The sequence below is a fragment of the Algoriphagus sp. 10J20-15 genome, assembly GCF_055809615.1.
Window position 1 is genome coordinate 80,448 of the sequence record NZ_JBVVUG010000006.1, and the last position, 16,731, is coordinate 97,178.

Consider the following 16,731-nt stretch of genomic DNA (forward strand, 5'->3'; position numbering starts at 1 on the left):
GACTTATTAAGATTCAAAATATCCAGTTTATTTGTGAATAAACTGGACATTTACCCTTTTTTTTAAATCCATATCATGAACTCTAGTCAAGCTATCTTCCATTCCTAACAGGAATTATATGATCTAGCAATATTTCTGCTGAATCAAAATCAAAGTACTTCTGCTTCAGAATCCTTGTTTGATATGAAATCGGCAAGTATATCGCCCATTTGGAAAAGCCCATAATACTGGGATTGGATTCAATTTTTTGTTGAATCTTTAGATCCAGCTCTACTTGTGAATCCTTCCAACTACCCCATTTTGAGGTAAACTCTTCGAGGGGTACTTTAATTTCCTGAGCACTTTTCTGTTCTTCCACAAGATTTACAATTCCCACCATGTCAAATAAGAACTGAATGGTTCTATTGATCTGGCTCCCTGTAAAGGTGAATAACTCTAGCTTCTTTTCTGATACTTTCAAGGGTCTCTGGGAGGTTTGATCTGTTATATCAAAGACGAAAAAGTCCTTCCTGAGTATGTTTATTTCAACAACACTTGGCTCATCCAGAAAATCATAGGATTCGGTAGAAAAAAGTATCTCAAACATTTTCTCCCTGACTTTGGGATGTATCGTACCAGCCCCGCCAAAAAAGATCGGCTTTTTACCATCATGTGCAGGGATAACTTCTACCCGCTTTGCCTGCTCATCCACAAATTTGATCTTCCAGATGCGGGCTGCCAGCAGAATATTTTCATCTTCTACCAACTGTGGAGAATAGGGCACCTCACCGATATTGTTACCAGCACTGACCACCTTAAAATTATCCTCAGATTGAAACATGCTGTAAAAATCCCGGCTGTTAACAACCTTTTCACCCTTTACCCCAATAATTACCTCTTGCCTAAGTTTTTCCAATAGATCAATTTCGATCAAGTGATCAATGATCTCTTTGATCTCACTCCGATCAATCGTTCTAAAAGTGAAGTTATTCGCGAGTTGCTCAATCAACTCTGAAATTGGCAGCCCTGAATATCCTTTGGTAATGGAAAGCGCTTGATGCAGCAAAATATCAAAAGGTTTCTCCGTCATTTGGGGAGGTTCAATAAAACTCTCTTTGTACAATAACCAACAAGCTATAGATTGAAGTAAACTCCATCGATCAGTAGCATACAGAAACAAATTACTTTTCTGGTCATCTTTCCTACCGCTTCTGCCTACCCGCTGGATCAAAGATGCGATGCTATGGGTGGAATGGATCTGCACGACCTCATCCACTGAACCGATATCAATTCCCAATTCCAGTGTTGAGGTACATGAAATGCAAAAGTTCTGATGCTTATTGTTTTTTGCAAAGTACTCCACATACTCCCTAACCTGTCTATCCACAGAGGAATGATGAGAGAAGTAATTAGAATGCCCATTTACCTTGTCTGAGATCTTTTTCAATCTGACAGCGACCCCCTTCTAGGTGTAGTCAAATCAACGTTTGGACTGGGTGGGATTTGTAATTCCAACCTGATATCCATTCCAATTTGCAATAGGCTTTCTTACCTCACCCCTCCCTCTTCCCGATATCGCGATTGCTCATCGGGGCAGGCACTCTAGGAGAAGGCGATTGATCCTGCTACAATTGGGTTAAAGAATAAGAAGTAGTTTGGTTGTTCCCGAATCGCTTTGCTCTCGGGATCTTCGATTTCAATAACCAAAGGGCTCAAGCAAGAAAAGGAATAAAATGATACTAGCACATAGCCAATACTAGGGATAGCAATTTGAGTTATTCATGCCTAAATTTCGGTTTCAAACATATGCTAGGAAACTATCCCTGTTCAAGCCTATGATGCATACATCCGGTAATTATATTTCCATAACGAGAAAAGTATCAGACCGACTAAAAGCCCCCCAATTAAAATATATACCCAAAGTTTAGACTTGGTGACAGGAGTATTTTCCCCCTGCAACACAAAACCAGCCCAGTAGTAAGGATGTTGCTTAAGCCCACTGTTCACCTCTAAATAATGAAGCTGAGCCAACTGAAGAGCTTCATCTTTTGTCCTGCCTTCAGCCAGTTCCTCATAGAAATAATCCATTAGTTCTGCAGTGCTCAGATCATTGACATCCCAAAGGCTAATGATCAAACTTTTGACACCTGAAAAAGAAAAGGCATTCCCCAGACTTTGTACCCCTTCTCCAGCGACAAATTGTCCCAAGCCAGTTTTACAAGCACTCAGTCCCAAAAAATCCAAGGGGAGATGCAGATTATAGATTTCGTAAGAATACAAATTCTGCTTTGCGTCATCAGGATCAAAAACGATCCAAGGAGATTCTCCCGTGTCTCCGGGATAAAAAGCATGGGTAGCCAAATGAACAAACGAAGATGTCTTGGAGGTAAGAATAAAGTTGTCTTTTTCCGCTTGCTTCCCTGTAAAAGGAGTAACAGCAAAAGATCTGGAAATCCCATCCATTTCCTCTTTGGTGCCAGGCAAATTCGCCTGAACTCCTCTTGAAATGTCCCTGCTAGCTTCTGAGTAAAAAGGAGCGAAAAACTGAATTTCAGGAGAGGAAAAACTGAAACTCCTATCAGGTTTGCTGAGTAGTTTTGAAAGTGAAGGCTGATAGGTCACCCGATGACTAGCTATTAAATAATCTCCCTGAGGGCTGGTATTCAACGCCTGAAAAGGAATGATCTGAATTTTACCATAAGGTACTATCCAAAAATCCCCCGAACCGTCATGTAAATGACCTAAAAGAATCTGGTAAAGCTTAGCCCCTATTTCCAAGTGCTTCTGGGTATTATCAGGATAGGAAAGTGATTTGGAAAAGGCGACAAGTGTTTCCTCAAAATTCTGAATAGGAATAGGATCTATAAAGTATTTATTTCCCATTTTCCCAATTCTATACAATTGCCGTTCGTCGTAAAAGTAGGTGATAAAATCCTCCTTGGTATTCACCAGTTCATCCAGGTCTTTTCTACCAAAGGAATAGCGAAGCCTATAATAATCAGGGTATTGACTTAAAATAACATTTTTCAATGAATCCTGCCTTTTATACAGTGTACCAAGGGTGGCTTCCGTTTCAGCAGAAGGGTTTTTCTTTTGTATAATCTGGTTTAAAAATATAGAAGACCGGATTGCCTTCTCTTTTTCCAAAATCAGTCGATCAATTCCAAAATCCAGTTCATTGCCTTTTGTAATCAATTCAACATTAGCCTCAAAAGCCAAATTAAATTCAATGATTTTAAGTGAAGTTATCCAGTCCTCCAGATCACTCTTTGTTTGAAAATTTGAGGCCAAGTTCTGCATTGAATACGCGTTGGCCTGAACAATAGACTCTTCAAAAGCCGGAAGAATACTAACTCCCAAACTCGCAGAAATATCTTCCAAAAATCCATAAAATCTCATCCATGCAGCTGCGGCATTTTGATCAGGAAGCATTTGAGAGGTAATGGCAACTTCCAAAAGTAATTTTGCATGCATTCTTGGGTCTTCAGGAAGAGTTTTAAGATGGCTGGAATATTGACCAAACAGTTCCAACCCTTCCTTCAATTTGCCTTCACTTCTTAATAATGCAACTCTTGCCGCAATAAGCCCGGGGAAATCCAAGACATTATGATCATGCTCTTTTAGTTCCGTTTCAGCTTGTTCCAAGAAACCTGAAGCCGACTGCATATTGCCCAACTTCATTTCAATTCGCGACATATCTTCAAAAGCAATAATACGTTGCATCAAATTGATTGACATATCTGCATTCAACGCCTCAATTCTTCTTTCCTGGTACGCTTTGGCCAGAACAAAATCCCCTTCTTTTACAGCTAATTGAGATAAAAAATCAAAAATACTCTGCTTCAAAGCAAATGGGCTAAATTCAGGGACCAACTTTGGGAACCCTTCATTGGCCAACTCCAACCATTTTTTAGCAAGAACATTTTGATTGGATGCCAAGTATGCTTGTCCCAGATTCTTCTGAAGAATTACCATTTTAAAGGGATAATGACCTTTGGGGCCAGGATAATTACCTTCTCGAAGTTGGTGCTCCTTCAAATCCTCCTGAGCCAGACGAATGGCTTTAGCATATTGCCCAGTTTTAATTGCCAGTTGAGCAGTAATTGTCAATTCCTTGGCACCTTTCCCCAGGCTGTCCAGGAGGTTTTGGTATTCAATTAACTTTTTTTGACACCCTTCATAGTCCCCTATTTCCAAAAGGAAAATGGAAAAATGCTGATAAATACTTTGCCGAAGAATTGGATTTTTTATAACTCCGGATTTTTCCTTGGCCTCCAATCGCTCTAAAATCTCCATGGCTTTGGCGTAATTTCCCCCAAAGGATTCAGCCTGTCTTATTATCAATGTATATTCAGCCCATACGTCGTGCCAATCATTTCTCTCTGCTATTTCCGCCACTTTATAGAGGTATTTTGTGCCTTCCTCCATGTTATTTTGATCATAAAACGCACTTGAAATGGAATCATATTCTATGAGAAGTAAGGAATCTTTCTGAGTGTTCTGAGCAGACAGTTGAAAAGAAACACCAATAAATAGGCATATTATAATGCACTTGAAACCCAATTTGAACTGTCTCATATTAGTTATTTTCTGAAGCCTGTAATTGTTCCAATAATTTTCCGGCATTAATATATTCATAGCCCTTTCTGTTAAAGATCTCAGTAAGCAGCTCTTGAGAATCTGCTGTATTTCCTGAGTAAAGAAGCGCTAAAGCCAAATACCAATCTTTAACATCACCAAACGAACCCCTTTCAGCTGAAGTTCAGGCATGATTTTGCAATAGCTTAATTGCTGGTTCCCATTCCCGTAATTCCATCTTGGAGATCGCTTCATAGAAAACCAATTCGTCTCGAACATCTGTTTGATTTAGCTCATCAAACAGCCTAGCAGCTTTATCAAATTGATTTTTCTCATAAGCCTGAAATGCTTCTGTGGCAGGATCTATATTCTCCTCTCCTCTTTCAAATGGAAGAACAGTATTGGGATAGGATTCAAAGTAGCTTAGATAACTAGTATCCTGCTGAGAATCGAGGTTTCGCCAGCCAAAATATCCTACTACTAACATAATCGAAATAGATGCAGCGACTCCCCAAATTTTCCAGTTAAAGTACTGTGGTTCATTCTCCCATTGCTGCACTCTATTCATTAGCTCCTTCCTTTCCTTGCGGAGGATGACTTGCCTTAGTAGTTTCTCCTCTTCAAGTTGCTTTCGGAGCGGTTCAGACTGGGATAGGGCTTCCTCTACCTGCATACGCATGTCTTGATCCAGCCTTCCCATGAGATAGTCAGGCAAAAGCTCGGCAAAATCTATCTTACTCATCTTTTTTCATATGATTATAATTTGTTTTTTAAAGGCCATATGGAATCTCGCAGATTATAATCATCCCAGTGTGTATCGATTACGACACGCTCGATTTCATTAGTTTCTTTACATGCTGCATGCAGCGATATTTTTGACTTTTCACAGTTTCAGTAGTTGAATAATTCATTTCTGCAGCGATCCTGGACATGTCCCATCCCAAATAATAGAAGGCACGAAGGATTTTCTGACACTGCTCGCCTAACTGCTCAAAAGCATTTTCTAAGTTTTCTTCCCTTATATCAGGTTCTTCGAGTTCTTCCCATTCCATCTCCATACCATGAACCTCAGGATTCCACTCCTCAGATCTATTTTTCATCAAGAATTTAACCTGAGATGAGACCAAGTACCTGCAAATACCCAAAAGATACCCTTCCAAATCCCCTGAGAGATGCCCAAGCTTATCCTGAATAGCTGCTTCATACAGCCGGACGAACCCCTCTTGGTATACATCTACTAAGGAATCTTGATCAAGTTTTCCACGATACATCTTGAGAAACTTAACTTTTACCTTTTGATAAAAAGGTCGCAAAGAGGATTCATTGTTATTCTGAAAATCCTGAATCAAGCGTTCATTCGAGTTCATACAAAAAGGGGTACTAAAAAGGGATAAAAAGTAAACCCTTAATTAAAAAGATTTTTTTTTAGAAACAGGGTTTACCTTTTTCTTTTTTGCCCTACCCCCTATCGAAAGCAGCTTTTAATTCATTCAAATCCAATTTAATTATGAAAAACTATCTAATCACAGGGTTATTGATCCTATTTTCCTTTTGGCAAAAAGGCCATGCACAGATCCTCATCAAGGATGAGGTCAACCCAAAGTCCTTAAAGGCATTTCAAAAAGATCCACAAAATTTTCTAGTCAATTGGGAAAAGGGAAACCTAATCACTTACCACATGGAATTTGAGGACAAAGACATGTCAAAAAAAATTCCAGAAGGGTGTTAATGTCCTGTTTCAAGCAACTATTCAGCGCATGGGAAAGGAAGTTTATACATCCAAACCTGTAAAAGCACAGCTGTTCCCGGGCACCATCCTTTTTCCCGGAACCATTCTGTTTCCAGGAACCATACTCGACAAATTAGAACCCGGGGCGTATGAGCTTCAGATCAAAATGCAGGTAAAGGAGGATGAAATAAACGAGCAGCTAAGCAAATATCCACGGGTAATTCCTATCAAATTTAAACTCTAAAATTATGAAGAAGTACATGTTTTTGCTTTTCATTCTACTAGGTATTCAGCAAGGAGTACAGGCTCAGTTTCTCAAAAGCCTGAAAGAAAGAGTCAAAGCCGCCGCCGAAGAAACGGTGCAAAGAAAGGCTGAGGAAAAAGTAGTGGAGAAAACAGATCAAGCTGCCGAGAAGGTAATGGAAGCTCCTTTTGCCCTGCTTCGTGGAGGAAATAATAAAGAAAAAGGAAATGATGCCCCGATGGCTTTGTTCGAAGGAATGATGGGAGCCACTCAAGCTTCCTATGAGCCTCAGTACGATTTTCATACAGAAGTTGTCACGGAGTTTACCAATTCGGCCCAAAAAATCGAAAAACAGCAAATGAGCCAATTTTATGGGGAAAAAGCCATCATGACCAGTTTACCACAGACTCCAAATAGAACCATTGTTGACTTTGAGAATAGGTCTTCCTTGATCCTCAATGATGGCAATGGCACTGGAACAGCAATTTCGCTTGATTTCATGTCTGGGTTTATGCAGGGTGAATCCATGAGCGAAGAAGATCCGCCCATTCAAATTCGTCGAACAGGAAACACCAAAGAACTACTTGGATACACTTGTCATGAACTAATCGGTGAAGACGATGAGCTGGAGTTTCAGGGCTGGTATACTGAAGAAGTTCACCTAGGTATGGACCGGACGCTGGAAAATTTAGGCAATTTATTCGGCAGTACGGATTTCATGAAAGGAATGGGGAATGATATCAAGGGAATGGCATTGGAAATGACCACCCGTACCAAGAAAAATAATGCTGTGGTCCGGATACAGATACTGGAAATAAAGTCAGCACCCCTGACTGTCAATACAGCTGACTACACCTTCCCATCAAACCTGTAAATCATGAGAAATTTATTCCAAATGCTCGTATTTGCTACCCTACTACTGGGATGTGGCAAAAAAAATACAGACGATTTTGCACTCAAAAACGCGAAAATCGAGAAGGATTCCGGAGAAGATTTCTTTGATCTCAAGATAGAAAGACTTGCAGACGGGAAGGTTTTTACTTCAAAAAGAACAGGGTCGCAGGAATCAGTATTTGCCAGTTTTGCAAATCAGACCGATGCTGCTGGTAAGCGATTTAAGCATGTCCACTTTTCTTTTCCTGTTGGTTTGAAAAATTTTAAAGTAGCTGTTCACGGTGATCAACCAGGAACTTACACGGTCGGCGAAGTAAAGGGTCAATATAAAAGCCACCTATCGATTTCTCAAATGCTTGATGGAGAATTTGTCTCCCTAGAGGCAAAAGAGGTCAGCGTCACACTGGATAAAATCAACACCAAAGAAGCGGAAGTAACTCAGGCAAGTCTTGGAGTAAGCGATGGATATGTTGATGTCCTTGGGAGTTTCTCAGGAATTTTTACCGATGGAAAACAGGATTACCAGGTATCCGGAACATTCAAAACCTGGAATAATCTAACAAACTAAAACGACACATCATGAAATATTTACTATTGATTTGCTGGCTAGGATTAGCCTGCATGGGAGAGAATTATGCCCAATCCAAGGTATGGGAGGGCACTTGGAACACAGATTTCGGCATTATCCGACTTCAGCAAGATGGAAATAAAATCTTCGGTGACTATGCAACACTTGGACTTCTAGACGCTGCCATCGGAGGACAAAACCGCATTCGAGGCGAATTCACAAACAACGGAAAAATCGGACAATTCGCTTTCACTATCGCTTCGGATGGAAAATCATTTTCAGGAAAGTGGTGGTGGGCAGGACAGGCACAAAATCAGGGTAACTGGAACGGAAAGTTGCTAAACGCTGATAAGCCAGAATTGAAGACTCACTTTTGGACAGGAAACTATGTATTCCACCTTCCGCAGGTCTCCTCAAGTCGAAATAGAGAAAGAAAGCTGTCAGTGACTCAACGCGGACTGGAACTGGAAGGGGAATTTGAGGATGGAAAGAAGTTCTCTGCCAGGCTGAAACCCGGACTTAAATAGCCTTTCAAGTGGATATTTCTACCTGGGAGATAAAAAATTCTTTATCGATGGTAAAACGGCAAACCTGAACAAAAACACCTCCTGGCAAGGAGAATATTGGACTCGTCCTGATCGTAAACAGTCCTATATAGTCAACAGAGCTGGTATCCAGAATCTCGGTTCTTTTAAATCAAAAACTTACTAAAGCATTCATCATGAAAATAAAATTGTTAATCGTATTGATATTGGGATTGAGTACAACTACTCTTTTTGCCCAATTTCGGGTCACCGGCACCTACTCTACGTCCTTTGGCGACATCAAACTGGTAGAAGAAAATAACATCATCTATGGTGACTATGGTAGCAAAGGAACTATTATAGGTGAAGTGACGGGAACCTTGGCCGGTACCAGAACCATCAAAGGTACCTTCTACAATAATAGCAATGAAGGGAGTTTCGAATGGATTTTTACACAGGATCGATTTTACAAAAAGAAATTTACCGGGAAATACGGTTGGGGAAGTTCACTTTCTTCAGGAGCCTGGAACGGAACCGAAAAAAACAGCGAGCAACCCAAAGACCTCAAATTTGCTTTATGGTCTGGCAAATGGACCACTACCTATGGAGATCTTATTTTGAAACAAAACGGACAAGATGTAACAGGAACCTATAGAAATATAGGAACCATCAGTGCCAAGGTAAAGGATGGAAACAGACTGGAAGGCACATTTACAAATAATGGAACTAAAGGAACCTTCTCTTTTACACTTAAGGATGACAGTTTTGAGGGAAAATGGGGTTGGGGAAGCTCGGTAGGCAATGAAAAATGGACTGGTAACAAATCCATGAAAACAGGAGTATCACAATCCAATCCCTCATCAGTTTCAACCTATAGTGCTACAAGTGCAACTGCGACTGCCTCAGTGCGGTACAGAATAAAACTACTGGATATAGAAGTGCAATCCGTTGACGATGGGCCTGAGGGAATCTATGCAGGCTATGAGCTATTTGGAATTGCCGGTGTAGAGCATTTGATTATCAGGGAAATCAAGTCAATCCTTTTGATGTTACTTACCTGGATAGGTACGGAAGATTCTGGGAGATCAAACCAAACAATTACATCAAAACGGATTTAAAAGCAGGCGTTTCCCATTCCATCGATAAACAGATCACTTTTGATATCCCCTTCCCAGCCAATGTACCCAAATCGAGCATATTAAAAGATACCAAGCTCGTTCTCACAGTCGAGCTAAAAGATTATGACACGGTGTCTTCGATAGATATTCTAGGAAAAGAGACGATCACAATACCACTCAATGAAGCCGTCAAGTACATCCAAGGTGGGAATCCAGGACATCGGCAAATTAAACTTTTCCCATGGATCCGGTAGGTTGACAGTTTCTTATCAAATCGAAATTCTCTAATTATGAAAAACCTTTTGTTATTACTCATGCTATCATTAGGGTCTGTAACCTCTTTTGCGCAGGATATTGCAGGGTCCAAAGACCATCCATTGATCGACCGTTTTCCTGGTAGTACGATCCTTAATTACTATACAAGAGACTACAATGAAGTAAATGTAGCAGTCAAACCGGGAACTTCAGAATCTCCACCCGCAGAAAGAATGCTTTTGAAAGGAAAGCACACCTCATTGGTATATGAAGCACCCGAAAGCAGGACAAGCTTAGAAATCATTCGGAACTTTCAAAATGCAATTAACGCTGCTGGTGGTGAAGTAATTTTCCAGTGTTCCGGGGCCGAATGTGATGGAACCTCAGCCTGGTACAATGCCAGATTTTTCCCTACCCTGTATGGGGAAAAGGCAAGAACAGGACAAGAGAATAACCACTACTACCCTTTTGAATCTTTTCATACTCAGCAACAATACCTACTGGCAAAAATCCCAACGGAGACCATTGAGTATTTTGTAGAAATAGCTATTAACCCTCAGTACGATGGCTATACGAACAAGATTCTTTTGGAAATAGTTGAGTCAAAGCCCATGGATAGTGGACTGATCAAAGTGAACGCTAAAGTACTTCAGGATCAATTGGACAAAGAAGGTAAAATTGCTTTGTACGGGATCAAGTTTGATACCGGGAAATCAACCATTACCCCGGATTCAGAATCAGAGCTTAATGCTGTTGCATCTTACCTCAAATCCAACCCTGCTGTTAGACTCTATGTGGTAGGTCATACCGATGACACAGGGGATTTTGAGTCAAATCTTTCGCTTTCTAAAGCAAGAGCTGAATCAGTAGTGACTTATTTAACAGAGAAATATGGGGTAGACAAAACTTATTTAATGCCTTGGGGGGCCGGGCCCACCGCTCCAAAATCCACGAACATGACAGAGAAGGGAAAGACGGAAAACAGGAGAGTCGAGCTTGTAAAGCGATTGTAAAGTCAACAATATTACATTTAGCCAGACTCTTATGAAACAGGAAGTTCAGTTTCTTGAACTTCCTGCTCTACATTCCAGAATCTATCTTACAAAATGTTTACCGTTTCCGTCAATAACTCAACACCACTTCTGCATTAGCCGTAGGTAAAAATAATTTGTCATGGATCAGATTATGCCTCTGCACCCTGGTGGGATTGTGGTAGATCACCATTCCATTTTCCAGCACTTCCCTTTTGATATTGCCTTTATCCAGGTGAGTAGTTCAGCACTGCATACGCCCAATCCCAGACCTAGCTGTTTAATTTGATAATTTCTTCAAACGTGTTAACAGGTACATCCATAGTAGATTAGTATGTGGGTTTACCAAATCACTATCGGAATTATCAGCAAAAAGCAAGTGGGTGTTAGTTGGACCAAAACCTTAAAGTAACTCCTGAGCCAGCTATAAAATCCCCTATCTTTTTAGGAAATGCTGCTCAGTAAATGAGTCATAGGTAAGCATGTTCCAAAGGGTAGCTCAATCAGTTGTTAGCTAATAATTCAACAGGTTTAATTCAATCTTTCTCCTATTCATTTCCGATCCATCTTCGATGGCTGATGGTAAAAGCATCGTAGGAGCATCATAGAAACATCGAAGAAGACTACCATCAAACCTTATATAATCCCCAAGAAATTCCCTACTTGCTCCCATGAATCGCCCTTATACATTGTGAGGACCTAAGGAACAACAAGGGCCAAGTGTTTATACTTTGATGACAGGACATAAGCTCTAAGGGATAGAAAAAATCATCAGTATATTCAGTCAATAGCCACCTCTTTCACATTTACTTAATCTGTAGGAACCCATTCATATCCATTATCATTTACGCTAAGTTTACCAATACCAGGGAACTTAATGTGAGCTGCTGCAATAGTTATATTTTTACGTGTTAGAGTTTTGTATACCCTTAGTCGCTGTCTCCTTGCTTGTTCGATATCCAAATCATAAAAATTCTCAAGATTCGGAAATGAAAATTGCACATCTTTGATATGTACCATATCTCCCCAAAACAGTATTTTATTTTGCCTACTCTTAAGTAAGTAAGCCGTATGACCTGGAGTGTGACCAACTAGAGGAATAGTCTCTATTTCTGGAAATAATTCTACAGAACCCTTAAAAGTCTCTATTCTTTCTTTATATAAATTTAATATAACTTGTTCTTTCAAAAAAAAAGATCGTTGCAACTCATTCATAGCATCAAGATTATGATTATTGAAATAGTAATTATATTCAACTTCGTTTAAATGAATAATGGCATTTGGAAAGACAATTTCATTATTAATCGCTAGTCCTCCAGAATGATCCGCATGAACATGTGTAAGCAGTATATCAGTGATATCTCTTGGTTCGTATCCTACCTCTTTTAGACTCTCTACTAGTTTGCCTGCTGAGGCACTATTTAAAAAATCACCAGCTCCAGCATCAATTAGGATTCTTTTATTCCTTACCAAAATTAGAAATACATTGACTTGAATATTTACCGGGTTTTTTATCTCCAATGTACTAAGTATACTTTCGATTTGACCAGGATGCTCCTCTTTTAATAAAGTGAAGGCATCTGTGGGCACAATACCGTCTGATAAGGATATTACTTCTAACTCTCCTATTTTAGTTACAAATTGGTTTTGTCTCACTTGGGCAAAAGATTTAACATTCATTAATTGGACTATACTAAATATTAGTAAGATCACATTCAAAGCGGTTTTCATTATTCATTAACTTTAAAATAAGTGATAGTTTAGCACCTGACAGTTATGCAAATTTCGAGTGGTCAACCTTGTTAAAAAAACCTTATAGAAATTCTATAAAGCATTCATAAAATCCCGTATTTTGGATATTATTTCACCTCCATTTTCCTCAAGAGGAAAATGTCCTGTATTATAAATATTATAATCTATTTTCTTAATATCTTTCTTGAAGGCTTCTGCACCGCTTTCTGGAAAGTATTCATCGTTTTTACCCCACACAACTAAGGTTGGTGGCTGATAATCCCTTAAATACTGTTGCCATTTCGGATACAACTTTAAATTACTTTGGTAATCGTACCATAAATCCAAATTTACTTTATGTGCATTAGGACGCGACATTCTTAAATAATCTAAATGCCAAGTATCAGGATTGATATTTTCAGGATTTCTAGTACCGTGAGTATATTGCCATTTTAAACCTTCAAGAGTAAATGCTGGCAGCAAAGCTTCTTCAGTACTTTCATTGCGGTCTTTCCAAAATTCTTTAATACCTAACCAAGCTTGCCCCATACCTTCCTCGTAAGCGTTGGCATTTTGAGTAATAATCGCGGTTACTTTTTCTGGGTCCGCAGTTGCTATCCTGAAACCGATAGGAGCCCCATAATCTTGCATCATAATGGCATAGGTGTCTAATCCCTTTAATTTAATAAATGACTGCATGGTGTGGGCCAAATGATCAAAGGTGTATTCATATAGGTCAGGAGATGGAAAATCACTAGTACCAAAACCCGGATAATCTGGTGCAATTAAGTGAAATTCATCCCCCAGTTGGTTTAGCACTTTCCTGTACTGATGTGATGATGATGGGTAACCGTGCAATAATAAAATTGTGGCTTTACCTGGATCCCCAACTTCCCGATAAGCAATTGACACTCCCTCAATTATTGCGTTTTTGTATTTAATTTGATTCATTTTATTATCAGTTTTTATTATTTTTTTTTGTTTCGATTTTATTGTCTGTACGGCAGATTAAGATTGGTAAATACATTATGTGAATCCATTTTCTTTTTTCTCATATCAAATAAAATTGCAGACCAGCTACTAAAATACCGAACGTTCGGTAAATAATTAATACAAATTTTTTTACTCTTTAGTATATAAACCTTCAATATTATTCAAGGCATTAATGAAAATAGTTGGGTTATTAAAACCTCTTGAAACAATCAAGCTACCTTGAATTTCAATAAGTACCTGAATAGCTTTTTCTTTTGCTACTGATTGGTTTAAACCAAATGCTAACCCAATATTTGTAAAAGCATCCACCCAATATGACATAGAGTCACTTATAAGTTGGCTAAATATGTTTATCCCAGATTGCATTGAAAAGGCTTGTAAAAGGCAAGGTGAGTTTCCCTCTTCGTAGAGTTTTTTAATGAATTGCAATCCATCTTTAAGTCGCTCTGCTGGAGAAAGCAATTGATTGGTAAGTGTATTGAAGACGTGTTCTTCTACCCAATCATTAATATTTAGCAATACAGCTTTTGCCATTTCTTCTTTTCCTTTGGGAAATCGATGATACAAGCTTGCTTTTTTTAATCCAGTAACCAGAGCTAATTCCGCCAAGCTTGTCCCTTCATAGCCTTTCTCTTTGAAAAGTTTTGCGAAGCCATTAAGCATTTCCTGTTCCTCTATCTTTTGTGGTCTCATAAGGCAAATGTATAAGCCTTAAAATTTTTTACCAAACGTTCGGTAATATATTTTAGAAAGAAAGCTTGAATTTACAATTAGTCGTTCCTAAGGGATGAAATGATGCTTTGTGAATCCGGAAGTAAAATGCAAAGCTCAGATTCTTAAGGAAGATACAGTCTAAATGCAAGTGAATTAATCCCTTGTTGAGAAAAGGGCAACCTGGTTTGCAATGGTAATGCCGGTCCGCAAATGTGTTTGCCCTGTAAATTGGAATTTTGTTACCAAGGAATTTCCCCTGTTTCAGGATTAGTCTCTTCACTTATAAATTTACCTGAAACGCCATCTTTGTCCAATAAAGCGTATTTTACAATGCGTTTACCCGCTTCCTTAACTTCCCCTCCCAGGTAGCCTGTAAATTCTGTTTTAGTATAACCCGGACATACTGCGTTTACTTTAAACGAGGTATCTTTAAGCTCATAAGCCAAATGGACGGTAAACATATTTAAAGCTGCTTTTGACGCACCATAGACTGCATATTTAGCGAAGTTATATCCCATCCAATTGGGATCACTTTGTAGAGTGAGGGAGCCAACGCTCGTGCTTACATTGACAATTCTAGGCTCTGGTGATTGGTGCAATAAATCAATAAAGGCTTGCGTAACACTTGCCACGCCAAAAACATTTGTATTAAACGCAGCTAAAAACTGCTCTCTGCTTGCTTCTAATGCGTTATAGGGTGCACCGCCATTGATTCCTGCATTATTGATCAAAACGTCTAATGAATCCGTTTTCTTACCGACTTCAATTCGGGCATTCTGAACCGATTTAAGATCAGTTACATCAATCCTAATTACTTCAACATTCGTTAAGTTTTCGGCTCTTAGTTTTTGAATGGCTTTGTCACCATTTTCCAGATTTCGACTACCCAGATAAACGTAAAACCCTTTGTCCAATAATTGTCTTGCGGTTTCAAAACCAATGCCTTTGTTGGCACCTGTGATAAATGCTGTCTTCATATTTTTTTGCTTTTAATTTTATAGTGCAAAGGTTTCACTACAAAAAATGAAGTCATTTACCATATGGTAAAAAGCAAAAATCACCTCACATTTTTTCTTATTCTGCTCAGTGACTGTTGGGTGACACCTAAGTATGAAGCTATATGTGAAAGCGCAACTCGGTTGGTAAGTGCGGGATAGTTTTCCAAAAATTCCATATAGCGGGTAGTCGCATCCTGGGAAATCACCGGGCTCTTTCTTGATTTCTGATACAGGCACTTTTGCACCATTTTAGTTTTAATGGTGTCCCAGCCTACAATGGTATGTGAAAGTTCCTCCCAATCCTGCTTTGAAAATACCATAAGCTTGCAATCGGTGCTGGCTTGTATGTATTCTGCAGATGCCGTATTTGCTTCAAAGTTTACATAATCTACCGCTAAATTATTTTCTGAAATAAAGCATCGTGTAATTTCTTCTCCTTTGTTATTATAATAGCAGCCACGGACAACGCCCTTTAAAACAAAACCGACTTGTCTCGGTATTTTACCAGCCTCCGAAAAATACCCGTCTTTGCGGAGTTCCAAATCTTTTGCTTTGCTCGCAATAAGCTCAGTTTGTTGCTTATTCAGATTGCCAAACTGCAAGATGTAATCAATCAATTCCTCCATAGCCGCAAAATTAATAGAGCCTGGTTCCCAAAATTTACCATTTGGTAAATTACGAACTGTTCTGCCTCAAATTTTTACTGTATTTTTTTTGCACTTGATGAGATAGAATGGATAATTTTCTTCTATCTCAAGAATTTCAAACAACCCATATTTTCCAAACTCCTCCTTAATACTCTCCCTATCGTAAAAGAAAATTTTCACACCGCCAAACATTTCAAACCGGTCTCTACCAATCTGGATTCCCTGTCCATAGGTTAGTGCTTTTTTTGCAATCGTTGTGAAAATCATAAACCCGTTTTCGTCAAGCTGGCGATAACAATCAGAAATAAACTTGGCCCTTTCACCACTGTCCATCAAGTGAATTAAAGCATAGCAAAAAATCCCGTCATACTTATAATCATCAAAAGGCATGTCAGCGACAGAACCATGATAAATACTTAAATCTGAACCATAAAGTTTTCTGGCTAAGGCTATTGCGGTTTTTGAAATTTCTATCCCTGTAACGTTCATACCATTCGCTGCGAAAATTTGCCCATTTCTCCCGTAACCTATTCCGGGAATGAGTACATTTTTGATGCCTTTTTCTACAAATAGGTCTTTTGTCAAAATAGCTGAATATGCAGGTTCCTTACCCCACATTTCTTGTCTGTCTTTAAATGCTTTTTCCCAAAACTCTGTCATACTTTTTTTCTTTATCCTAACTGGTAAGCTAACATGTTTACACCGGCCAAGTGTGGATATAATACAGG

Annotated in this window: 17 protein-coding genes; 7 read left to right on the forward strand and 10 right to left on the reverse strand. The window is 39.1% G+C overall.

The annotated features are described in order from the left end of the window. Window positions 1–91 precede the first annotated feature (91 nt). From AC0L6R_RS03755 to AC0L6R_RS03770, 4 genes are all read right to left on the reverse strand, one after another. Entirely contained in the window at window positions 92–1,426 is a 1,335-nt protein-coding gene (locus tag AC0L6R_RS03755) for a helicase-related protein (protein ID WP_473269989.1), read from the reverse strand. A 386-nt stretch (window positions 1,427–1,812) separates the two neighbouring features. Next, on the reverse strand, window positions 1,813–4,557 hold the full coding sequence (locus tag AC0L6R_RS03760) for a CHAT domain-containing protein (protein WP_473269990.1): 2,745 nt from the start codon (window positions 4,555–4,557) through the stop codon (window positions 1,813–1,815). Between the two features lie 184 nt (window positions 4,558–4,741). Then, window positions 4,742–5,299, reverse strand: a complete 558-nt coding sequence (locus tag AC0L6R_RS03765; protein ID WP_473269991.1) for a hypothetical protein — start codon at window positions 5,297–5,299, stop codon at window positions 4,742–4,744. Between the two features lie 79 nt (window positions 5,300–5,378). Beyond that, window positions 5,379–5,924 carry an RNA polymerase sigma factor gene (locus AC0L6R_RS03770; protein ID WP_473269992.1) on the reverse strand — a complete coding sequence of 182 codons (546 nt, stop codon included), beginning with the start codon at window positions 5,922–5,924 and terminating at the stop codon, window positions 5,379–5,381. Window positions 5,925–6,064: 140 nt separating this feature from the next. Here AC0L6R_RS03770 and AC0L6R_RS03775 point away from each other — a divergent pair, with 140 nt between their 5' ends. The 7 genes from AC0L6R_RS03775 to AC0L6R_RS03805 all read left to right on the forward strand — a co-directional run bounded on the left by AC0L6R_RS03775 (window position 6,065) and on the right by AC0L6R_RS03805 (window position 10,902). Next, a complete protein-coding gene (locus AC0L6R_RS03775) occupies window positions 6,065–6,286 on the forward strand; it encodes a hypothetical protein (protein ID WP_473269993.1) in 222 nt (73 codons plus the stop codon). 28 nt (window positions 6,287–6,314) lie between these two features. Next, window positions 6,315–6,530 carry a hypothetical protein gene (locus AC0L6R_RS03780; protein WP_473269994.1) on the forward strand — a complete coding sequence of 72 codons (216 nt, stop codon included), beginning with the start codon at window positions 6,315–6,317 and terminating at the stop codon, window positions 6,528–6,530. Between the two features lie 4 nt (window positions 6,531–6,534). Beyond that, window positions 6,535–7,404, forward strand: coding sequence for a hypothetical protein (locus AC0L6R_RS03785; protein ID WP_473269995.1), 870 nt, complete (start codon window positions 6,535–6,537; stop codon window positions 7,402–7,404). A gap of 3 nt (window positions 7,405–7,407) precedes the next feature. Then, window positions 7,408–7,992: a hypothetical protein gene (locus tag AC0L6R_RS03790; protein ID WP_473269996.1), complete on the forward strand. Its 585-nt coding sequence runs from the start codon at window positions 7,408–7,410 to the stop codon at window positions 7,990–7,992. An 11-nt stretch (window positions 7,993–8,003) separates the two neighbouring features. Continuing rightward, the gene (locus tag AC0L6R_RS03795; RefSeq protein WP_473269997.1) at window positions 8,004–8,519 is read left to right on the forward strand and encodes a hypothetical protein; all 516 of its coding nucleotides are present in this window, start codon (window positions 8,004–8,006) and stop codon (window positions 8,517–8,519) included. A gap of 194 nt (window positions 8,520–8,713) precedes the next feature. Then, complete coding sequence (locus AC0L6R_RS03800) at window positions 8,714–9,634, forward strand: hypothetical protein (RefSeq protein ID WP_473269998.1); 921 nt, start codon at window positions 8,714–8,716, stop codon at window positions 9,632–9,634. A 290-nt stretch (window positions 9,635–9,924) separates the two neighbouring features. Then, the gene (locus AC0L6R_RS03805; RefSeq protein ID WP_473269999.1) at window positions 9,925–10,902 is read left to right on the forward strand and encodes an OmpA family protein; all 978 of its coding nucleotides are present in this window, start codon (window positions 9,925–9,927) and stop codon (window positions 10,900–10,902) included. 828 nt (window positions 10,903–11,730) lie between these two features. Here AC0L6R_RS03805 and AC0L6R_RS03810 read toward each other — a convergent pair. The 6 genes from AC0L6R_RS03810 to AC0L6R_RS03835 form a co-directional block, all read right to left on the reverse strand. After that, window positions 11,731–12,651 carry an MBL fold metallo-hydrolase gene (locus AC0L6R_RS03810; protein WP_473270000.1) on the reverse strand — a complete coding sequence of 307 codons (921 nt, stop codon included), beginning with the start codon at window positions 12,649–12,651 and terminating at the stop codon, window positions 11,731–11,733. Window positions 12,652–12,744: 93 nt separating this feature from the next. Next, on the reverse strand, window positions 12,745–13,602 hold the full coding sequence (locus AC0L6R_RS03815; protein WP_473270001.1) for an alpha/beta fold hydrolase: 858 nt from the start codon (window positions 13,600–13,602) through the stop codon (window positions 12,745–12,747). 171 nt (window positions 13,603–13,773) lie between these two features. Then, window positions 13,774–14,337: a TetR/AcrR family transcriptional regulator gene (locus AC0L6R_RS03820; protein WP_473270002.1), complete on the reverse strand. Its 564-nt coding sequence runs from the start codon at window positions 14,335–14,337 to the stop codon at window positions 13,774–13,776. A gap of 260 nt (window positions 14,338–14,597) precedes the next feature. Beyond that, on the reverse strand, window positions 14,598–15,335 hold the full coding sequence (locus AC0L6R_RS03825) for an SDR family oxidoreductase (RefSeq protein ID WP_473270003.1): 738 nt from the start codon (window positions 15,333–15,335) through the stop codon (window positions 14,598–14,600). A gap of 80 nt (window positions 15,336–15,415) precedes the next feature. Further along, window positions 15,416–15,982: a Crp/Fnr family transcriptional regulator gene (locus AC0L6R_RS03830; RefSeq protein ID WP_473270004.1), complete on the reverse strand. Its 567-nt coding sequence runs from the start codon at window positions 15,980–15,982 to the stop codon at window positions 15,416–15,418. 66 nt (window positions 15,983–16,048) lie between these two features. Further along, window positions 16,049–16,663 carry a class I SAM-dependent methyltransferase gene (locus AC0L6R_RS03835; RefSeq protein WP_473270005.1) on the reverse strand — a complete coding sequence of 205 codons (615 nt, stop codon included), beginning with the start codon at window positions 16,661–16,663 and terminating at the stop codon, window positions 16,049–16,051. Between the last annotated feature and the right edge of the window lie 68 nt (window positions 16,664–16,731).